The sequence below is a fragment of the Paraburkholderia sp. genome (genome assembly GCF_036488505.1).
Taxonomy (GTDB): domain Bacteria; phylum Pseudomonadota; class Gammaproteobacteria; order Burkholderiales; family Burkholderiaceae; genus Paraburkholderia.
Map to the genome: position 1 here is coordinate 1 of NZ_DASXHN010000224.1, position 8226 is coordinate 8226.

Consider the following 8226-nt stretch of genomic DNA (forward strand, 5'->3'; position numbering starts at 1 on the left):
TCGCCCAGGGAAAAGGAAACGGGCGCACCGACCGGAGAGTCAGTGCGCCCGTTTTTTGCTCCTCGACCTGGGCTCGAACCAGGGACCTACGGATTAACAGTCCGGCGCTCTACCGACTGAGCTATCGAGGAACAGAACAACAACAGCAGAGAAGCGAAATTGTAGGAGCAGCGCCAATACCTGTCAATACCCGGCGCTGATCCTCAGTTCATTCGATATCAGGCCGCATTGAGGCAGACTGTCGCCTAGCGTGCGAGCAGCGCGAGCTTTTCTTTCACGTCCTTGAATTCGTCGGCTTCCGGCAGCGGTGCCTTCGTCTTCGTGATGCTCGGCCAGTTCTTCGCCAGATCGGCGTTCAGCGCGATGAAGTCCTGCTGATCGCCGGGCACGTCTTCTTCGGCGTAGATCGCGTTTACCGGACACTCGGCCACGCACACGGCGCAGTCGATACATTCATCGGGGTCGATCGCGAGGAAGTTGGGACCTTCGCGAAAGCAGTCCACCGGGCACACATCGACGCAGTCGGTATAGCGGCACTTGATGCAGCTTTCGGTCACAACGTGAGTCATTCAGGCAGCTCCTGGATGCGGAATCAGGGAAGGCGCGAACGCCGAAAGCGCTATTGTAACGTAACGTCAACAGGCGCATGAAGGGTCGCGCAGCGCCCGTTATATACGTTTTAGTGATTAGTTTATGGTGCGCGACGCGAGCGCGGACGGCACGCTGAACGCCCGCACATTTGGGGTAACATGCGTCAGGTTGGCGCGCACGGCTGCCGTACGCGCATCCGTTGCAAGGGCCTGCGAGCCCTTCCGTTTTCCGGCGGTCCTGTTCGTACCATCATGATTATTACTTCGCTGCTCGATACCGACCTGTACAAGTTCACGATGATGCAGGTCGTGTTGCATCACTTCCCCGCCGCGAACGTGGAGTACCGCTTCCGTTGCCGTACCCCGAACGTCGATCTGGTGCCGTACATCGCCGAGATTCGCGATGAAGCGCGCAAGCTCTGCGAACTGCGCTTCACCGACGACGAACTCGACTACCTGCGGCGCATGCGCTTTATCAAGGGCGACTTCATCGAGTTCCTCGCGTTGTTTCATCTGAACGAGAAGTACATTTCGATTACACCGTCGCCGAAGGGTAACGGCGAAATCGACATCGACATCAGGGGGCCGTGGCTGCATACGATCCTCTTCGAAATCCCGGTGCTCGCGATCGTCAACGAAGTCTACTTCCGCAATACGCAGCAAACGCCGGACTACAGCGAAGGGCGCGGCCGTCTGCTCGACAAGATCCAGTTGCTCGGCGCGCGTCCTGAATTCGCCGACTGCAAGATCGCCGATTACGGCACGCGCCGCCGCTTTTCGAAGCAATGGCACGAGGAAGTGATCCTCACGCTGAAGGATGGCCTCGGCGAGCAGTTCGCCGGCACGAGCAACGTCTTCTATGCGATGAAACACAACCTCACGCCGCTCGGCACGATGGCGCATGAGTACCTTCAGGCTTGCCAGGCGCTCGGCCCGAGGCTGCGCGACTCGCAGATCTTCGGCTTCGAGATGTGGGCGAAGGAGTATCGCGGCGACCTCGGTATCGCGCTTTCCGATGTGTACGGGATGCAGGCGTTTTTGCGCGACTTCGACATGTACTTCTGCAAGCTGTTCGACGGCGCGCGGCACGATTCCGGCGACCCGTTCGACTGGGGCGAGCGCCTGCTCAAGCACTACGAGGACAACCGCTGCGACCCGCGCACGAAGGTGCTGGTTTTCTCCGACGCGCTCGACATCCCGAAGGTGCTGCAACTCTATGAGCGCTTCCGCGGCCGCTGCAAGCTCGCTTTCGGCGTTGGCACCAATCTGACCAACGACCTCGGCTACAACCCGCTGCAGATCGTCATCAAGATGGTTCGCTGCAATGGTCAACCGGTTGCGAAGCTGTCGGACTCGCCCGGCAAGAACATGTGCGAGGACAAGGCCTATCTCGCGTATCTGCGCCAGGTGTTCGGCATCGCGCAGCCCGACGAAGAAGCCGTGAAGTAGCGCTGTCAGTGCATCGGCGGTGAGCACGTCGGCGTGTTCTGTCGATGCCCGTCGGGGGACAACGTTTAATTCGCCGGCTTGCTTGCCGGACCGGCTCGTGCATGGTTGGCTCTCCTCGGGGCTGCCGCGGGTTCGACGCGTTAACCAGTGTCGCCGCGCTGGTCGCGCACCGCAATATGCCGTTCGGCCAGGGTGTGGGCGGCCAGGGCGGCCGGTATAATCCTCGCCATCTCGTCGCCATATGGCACGGCTGTCCACACGAGGATTCAGCACATGGACACATCGATTGCCCGCCGCAACATCCTGGCGCGTATCCGCGCCGCGCAACGGCGTGAACCCGAGCCATCCGCATCCGAACGCGAAGCCGCGGCGGATTACCTCGCGCGCCATCCCGCCGGTCCGCGTCCGGACATGGCCGCCGATCTTTGCGCGCGCTTCATCGAAGAAGCGCAGAAAATGGCGACCACCGTCGAGACCGTTCAAACTCTCGCCGACGTACCCGCCGCCGTGCATCGCTATCTGATGCAACACGGCTTGCCCCCGCAGGCGATCGCCTGGCAGACGCTGCGCGAACTGCCATGGGCCGAGGCGGCCCTCGCCGTCGAATTCCGCAAGCCTCAAGACAACGACGTGGTCGGTCTCACCGGCTGCTTCTGCGCGACCGCGGAGACCGGCACGCTGGTGCTGCTGTCCGGACCGGAAACTTATGCGTCGGCTGCGCTGCTGCCAGAAACGCATGTCGCGATCGTGCCGGCGTCGCGGATCGTCGCCGGTCATGAAGAGGCGTTCGGCCTGATTCGCAAGGAGCGCGGCGAGCTGCCACGCGCGGTCAATTTCGTCTCCGGCCCGTCGCGCACCGGCGATATCGAACAGACGATCATTCTGGGCGCGCACGGGCCCTACCGGGTGCATGCGATCGTCGTTCAGGGTGCGTAAGCCGCGCACGCGGCGGGGTCGCGACAGATCCATGGCTCACGCGGTAGATGCGGTGCACCGAACCAATGCGGCTGCCTGCCATCACGAGTGTCACGCCAGCTCGACAGTGCGCGGCATGCGACGCGTGGGCCTGTGGCTGACGGTTGCATCGTTGCTCGCGTTCTGGTCGCAGTCGACGTGGGCAGCGATGCCCAACGGTGTAACGCTTTCGATGCTGTGGGGCGTGCCATTCGCGGGCGTACTGCTGTCGATCGCGTTTTTTCCGCTGGTCGCGCCCGTCTTCTGGCATCACCATTTCGGCAAGATCGCGGCGGCCTGCGCAGGCGCTTTCCTCGTCCCATTCGCATTTCATTTCGGGCCCACCGCCGCGCTTGCCGCGCTCGCGCATGCGCTGCTCGACGAGTACATTCCGTTCATCATTCTGCTGAGCGCGCTTTACACGGTCGCAGGCGGTATCTGCGTGCGCGGCAATCTGCACGGCAGCCCGCGTCTGAACACCGCGATACTCGCACTAGGCACGCTGCTCGCGAGCGTGATGGGCACGACCGGCGCGGCGATGCTGCTGATTCGCCCATTGCTGCGCGCGAACGACAATCGCCGCCACGCGACGCACGTCGTCGTGTTCTTCATCTTTCTCGTCGCAAACGTCGGCGGCGCGCTGTCGCCGCTCGGCGACCCGCCTCTTTTCCTCGGCTTTCTGGAAGGCGTGAGTTTCTTCTGGACCACCGTGCATCTGGCCGCGCCGATGCTGTTCGTCAGCGGCGCGCTGCTCGCGATCTTCTACGCGCTTGACGCGTATTACTTCCATCGGCGGGAAGAAGCGCGTTCGTCGTTTCTCGATCCGACGCCCGACAGTGGGCCGCTCGGACTCGACGGCAAGGTCAATTTCATACTGCTCGCGGCGGTGATCGCGCTCGTGCTGATGAGCGGATTGTGGCGGCCGCAGGTCGCGTTCGACGTATTGGGCACGCACGTCGCATTGCAGAACGTCGTGCGCGATGTCGCGCTGATCGGCGTCACGCTGCTGTCGCTCGCGTTGACGCCGCGCGCTGCTCGGGCAGGCAACGATTTCGACTGGGCACCGATCGAGGAAGTCGCCAAACTGTTCGCTGGCATCTTCGTGACGATCGTGCCAGTCATCATGATGCTGCGCGCGGGCGAGGCCGGCGCGTTCGCGCCCATCATCCACCTGGTCAACACGCCGTCCGGCGAGCCCCGCGACATCATGTACTTCTGGGCGACCGGCCTGCTATCTTCATTTCTCGACAACGCGCCGACTTACCTCGTGTTCTTCAACCTGGCCGGCGGCGACGCGCAGGCCTTGATGACCACCGGCGCGACCACGCTCGCGGCGATCTCGGCCGGCGCGGTGTTCATGGGCGCGAACACGTATATCGGCAATGCGCCGAACTTCATGGTGAAGTCGATCGCGCAGTCGCGCGGCGTGCGCATGCCGAGCTTTTTTGCATATCTGGGCTGGTCCGGCGCGGTGCTGTTGCCGCTTTTCGTGCTGACCGGGTGGCTGTTTTTTCGACACTGATGCGACGCGCGCGTAGACCTCGCTCGACGCGCCATACGGAGAATTGCGATGCAGAAAATCCTCGTTGCCCGTTCGATCTTTCCCGATGTGATCGAGCGGCTCAAACAGTATTTCGACGTCGACTGGAACGAGGGCGACGTGTTGCCCGCAGACGAACTGAAGCGCCGTCTCGCGGACAAGGACGGCGCGCTGACCGCCGGCGAAATGATCGACGCTCAGGTGCTCGCCGCCGCACCGCGTCTGCGCGTCGTGTCGAATATGGCGGTCGGCTACAACAACTTCGACATGGCGGCTTTGAACGCGGCGAACGTGCTCGGCACCAATACGCCGGACGTGCTGAACGAATCGACCGCCGACTTCGGCTGGGCGCTGATGATGGCTACCGCGCGCCGCATCACCGAATCCGAGCACTGGTTGCGTGCGGGGCATTGGCAGAAGTGGAGCTACGACAGTTTCCTCGGCAGCGACCTGTATGGCTCGACGCTCGGCGTGATCGGCATGGGCCGGATCGGTCAGGCGCTCGCACGGCGCGCGCAGGGCTTCAACATGCGCGTCATCTATCACAACCGTTCGCGCGTCGCGCCGCAGATCGAGGCCGAGCTGAATGCCGAATATGCATCGAAAGAGGAGTTGCTGCGGCGCGCCGATCATGTGGTGCTGGTGCTGCCGTACGCGCGGGAAAGTCATCACACGATCGGCGCGGCCGAACTCGCGCTGATGAAGCCGACGGCGACGCTCACCAATATCGCGCGCGGCGGCATCGTCGACGATGCCGCGCTCGCCGAGGCGTTGCGTGACAAGCGCATCGCGGCGGCCGGTCTCGACGTGTTCGAGGGCGAGCCGAACCTGAATCCGGCGCTGCTTGGCGTGCCGAATGTCGTGTTGACGCCGCATATCGCGAGTGCGACCGAAGCCACGCGCCGCGCGATGGCGAACCTTGCCGCGGACAATCTGATCGCCGCGCTCGGCGAAGGGCCGCGCGCCGGTCAGCCGCCGAATCCGATCAACCCCGGCGTGATCGGCAAGGCGCGTACATGACGATGATTCTCGCGGCGGCCGTCGCGGCGCTGGCGCTCGCACTGGTGATTGCGCTGGCGCTGCTGCTGCGCGGGAACCATCGCACGGAGCAGGGCGAGCAGTTCGAGCTGCTCAATGAACGTCTCGATGTCGCGATGGACGCGCAGGCGCATGCGTACGAACGGCTCGAGCGCCAGTTGCGCAACGACATCGGCGAGACGGCGCGGGTGTCGCGCACCGAGCAAAGCAGCGGCTTCGCGCATTTCCAGCAGACGCTCGCCGCGCAATTGGGCAGCATGGCGACGGTGCAGGGCGGCAAGATCGACGGCTTCGCGCAGCAGCTCGACGCGGTCCGCCAAAGCCTGCATGTGCAGGCGCAGCAGGCGCGCGACGAGCAGGGCCGCTCGCTCAAGCAGTTCGGAGATACGCTGAGCGTGCAACTCGGGCAGCTCATAGAGGCGAACGACCGGCGCTTCGCCGAAGTGCGCGCGACGATCGAGCAGCGTCTGAAGGACATCGAGGCGAACAACGCGGCGCGGCTCGAGGAAATGCGCCGCACCGTCGATGAAAAGCTGCACGCGACGCTCGAACAGCGTCTCGGCGAGTCGTTCAAGCTGGTGTCCGATCGACTCGAGCAGGTGCATCGCGGGCTGGGTGAGATGCAGACATTGGCGGCCGGTGTCGGCGATCTGAAGCGCGTGCTGACCAACGTTAAGACGCGCGGCACATGGGGGGAAGTGCAGCTCGAAGCATTGCTCGAACAGCTGCTCACTGCCGACCAATACGCGAAGAATGTCGCGACCGTGCCGAACAGCGCCGATCGCGTGGAGTTCGCGATCCGGCTGCCGGGTCGCCCGGAACCGGGCGGCGTGAGCGCGCCCGTGTGGCTGCCGATCGACGCCAAGTTCCCGCGCGAGGACTACGAACGTCTGATCGAAGCGCAGGAGCGGGCCGATCCGGCCGCGGTCGAAGAAGCGTCGCGCGCGCTCGACGCGCGGATTCGCGCAGAGGCGCGCACGATCGCGCAAAAGTACGTGGCCCCGCCCCACACGACCGACTTCGCGTTGCTGTTCCTGCCGACCGAAGGTTTGTACGCTGAGGTGCTGCGCCGCCCGGGGCTCACGGATCTGCTGCAGCGCGACTATCGCGTGACGATCGCGGGGCCCACCACGCTGACCGCGCTGCTTAACAGTCTGCAGATGGGTTTCCGCACGCTGGCGATCGAGCGGCGTTCGAGTGAGGTGTGGCAGGTGCTCGGCGCGGTGAAAACGGAGTTTGGCAAATTCGGCGACGTGCTGGCGAAGACGAAGGCGCAACTCGAAACCGTCACGCGCTCGATCGAAGCTGCGCAAACCCGCACGCGCATGATGAATCGCCAGTTGCGCGACGTCGAAGCATTGCCGGGCGACGAGGCCAGCGGCTTGGCTGGCGACGCGCTGTTGGGCGAGGAGCCCGACGAGAAATAAACGAGGCGTCTGAACCGGAGCGGGCATGGCGGGCACGTTGGCAGCGACACTAGCACGGTGCGCCCGCAGCGCGCATTACGCTTCTTCCGGCGCGTCCGTCAAATGGATTTCGATACCGCCGAAGCGCGACGCCACCCAGTTGTAGGCATGGCAGGCGATCCACAGCAGTACGAAACCGAGAATCGCGTTGAGCAGCAGCGCGCTGAACACGGTACTCAGTTCCACCGAGCCGTAACGCACGAATGCGACCACCGCCCCAAGCAGCACGATCGGCACCGAGAACGTCAGATAGACGAGGATCAGTGCTTTGGCTGTCTGTCCGGGAGCGATGAACGAAATCTGTTTTTTCATGTAAGTCAAACCCGTGTGTCGTAGTGGTTGTGGGTGAATAGCGTGGATGGGCAGGTAGCGCGCGTGGTCGATGGCGATGCTTCGCGCGTGGGTCACGTGCGTCAGATAAGGCCGTCGAAAAGCATGATCGACACCGGTTCGCCGGCGGCGACGTCGCCTTCGTCGTGGCCGAGCACGATAAAGCAGTTTGCTTCGCTCATCGAACTCAGCACGCCCGAGCTTTGCGAGCCGGTCGGCGCGACTCGCCAGCGCCCGTGGTCGTCGTGTTCGGCGACACCTCGCAAGAATTCCGTGCGGCCCGCGCGCTTGCGCAGTGCGTCGCGGCTCGTCGCGTGAATCACTGGCAGCGGCCCGGGCGTCGCGCCGGCCATCAGCAGCAGCGCTTCGCGCACGATCTGATAGAACGTCACCATGACGGCGACCGGGTTGCCCGGCAGGCCGAAGAACAGCGCTGGATGGGCCATGCCGGGATGCGCGCCGGACCACACGCGGCCGAACGCGAGCGGCCTGCCGGGCCGCATCGCGAGGCTCCAGAACGCGACGTCGCCGAACGTCTGCAGCGTCTGCTTCGTCAGGTCGGCTTCGCCGACCGACACGCCGCCCGAGGTCAGCACCACGTCCGCATTGGCGGCGGCGCTGCGCAGCGCCGCTGCGAGCGCGGCCGGTTCGTCGCGCACGACGCCGAGATCCAGCGCATCGACGTTCAGGCGCCGCAGCATCGCAAAGAGCGTGTAGCGATTGCTGTCGTACACCGAGCCCGGGTCGAGCGGCTCGCCTAGGGAACGCAATTCGTCGCCGGTCGAAAAGAACGCGACGCGCAGGCGCCGCCGCACATGCACTTCGCCGATCCCGAGCGACGCCAGCAGCCCGAGGTCCG

8 protein-coding genes and 1 tRNA gene are annotated in these 8226 nt (G+C 64.2%); 5 read left to right on the plus strand and 4 right to left on the minus strand.

Going from position 1 to position 8226, the window contains the following annotated elements; genetic code table 11:
• Positions 1–58: 58 nt before the first annotated feature.
• Both VGH68_RS13485 and fdxA read right to left on the minus strand, forming a co-directional pair.
• Positions 59–131 (minus strand) — tRNA-Asn (locus tag VGH68_RS13485).
• Between the two features lie 114 nt (positions 132–245).
• Positions 246–569, minus strand: coding sequence for a ferredoxin FdxA (gene fdxA / locus VGH68_RS13490; protein WP_090684436.1), 324 nt, complete (start codon positions 567–569; stop codon positions 246–248).
• Positions 570–842: 273 nt separating this feature from the next.
• Here fdxA and pncB point away from each other — a divergent pair, with 273 nt between their 5' ends.
• The 5 genes from pncB (at position 843) to VGH68_RS13515 (ending at position 6998) form a co-directional block, all read left to right on the plus strand.
• Positions 843–2039, plus strand: coding sequence for a nicotinate phosphoribosyltransferase (gene pncB / locus VGH68_RS13495; RefSeq protein ID WP_331604129.1), 1197 nt, complete (start codon positions 843–845; stop codon positions 2037–2039).
• Between the two features lie 273 nt (positions 2040–2312).
• A complete protein-coding gene (locus VGH68_RS13500; protein ID WP_331604130.1) occupies positions 2313–2975 on the plus strand; it encodes a lactate utilization protein C in 663 nt (220 codons plus the stop codon).
• 115 nt (positions 2976–3090) lie between these two features.
• Positions 3091–4515, plus strand: coding sequence for a sodium:proton antiporter (locus tag VGH68_RS13505; RefSeq protein ID WP_414696938.1), 1425 nt, complete (start codon positions 3091–3093; stop codon positions 4513–4515).
• A gap of 48 nt (positions 4516–4563) precedes the next feature.
• Complete coding sequence (locus VGH68_RS13510) at positions 4564–5553, plus strand: D-glycerate dehydrogenase (protein WP_331604131.1); 990 nt, start codon at positions 4564–4566, stop codon at positions 5551–5553.
• The gene (locus VGH68_RS13515) at positions 5550–6998 is read left to right on the plus strand and encodes a DNA recombination protein RmuC (protein ID WP_331604132.1); all 1449 of its coding nucleotides are present in this window, start codon (positions 5550–5552) and stop codon (positions 6996–6998) included. Before VGH68_RS13510 ends, VGH68_RS13515 begins: the two co-directional genes overlap by 4 nt.
• A gap of 75 nt (positions 6999–7073) precedes the next feature.
• Here the strand turns inward: VGH68_RS13515 and VGH68_RS13520 are convergent, their stop codons facing one another.
• Positions 7074–7349, minus strand: coding sequence for a hypothetical protein (locus VGH68_RS13520; RefSeq protein WP_331604134.1), 276 nt, complete (start codon positions 7347–7349; stop codon positions 7074–7076).
• A gap of 101 nt (positions 7350–7450) precedes the next feature.
• A partial coding sequence (locus tag VGH68_RS13525) for a molybdopterin molybdotransferase MoeA (RefSeq protein WP_331604135.1) occupies positions 7451–8226 on the minus strand: 776 nt, incomplete at its 5' end.

Excerpts from the sequence above, each read along its gene's own strand:
- VGH68_RS13510 (WP_331604131.1), top strand. The coding sequence starts at position 4,564 with ATGCAGAAAATCCTCGTTGCCCGTTCGATCTTTCCCGATGTGATCGAG.
- VGH68_RS13505 (WP_414696938.1), top strand. The coding sequence starts at position 3,091 with ATGCGACGCGTGGGCCTGTGGCTGACGGTTGCATCGTTGCTCGCGTTC.
- VGH68_RS13520 (WP_331604134.1), bottom strand. The coding sequence starts at position 7,349 with ATGAAAAAACAGATTTCGTTCATCGCTCCCGGACAGACAGCCAAAGCA.
- pncB (WP_331604129.1), top strand. The coding sequence starts at position 843 with ATGATTATTACTTCGCTGCTCGATACCGACCTGTACAAGTTCACGATG.
- VGH68_RS13500 (WP_331604130.1), top strand. The coding sequence starts at position 2,313 with ATGGACACATCGATTGCCCGCCGCAACATCCTGGCGCGTATCCGCGCC.
- fdxA (WP_090684436.1), bottom strand. The coding sequence starts at position 569 with ATGACTCACGTTGTGACCGAAAGCTGCATCAAGTGCCGCTATACCGAC.
- VGH68_RS13515 (WP_331604132.1), top strand. The coding sequence starts at position 5,550 with ATGACGATGATTCTCGCGGCGGCCGTCGCGGCGCTGGCGCTCGCACTG.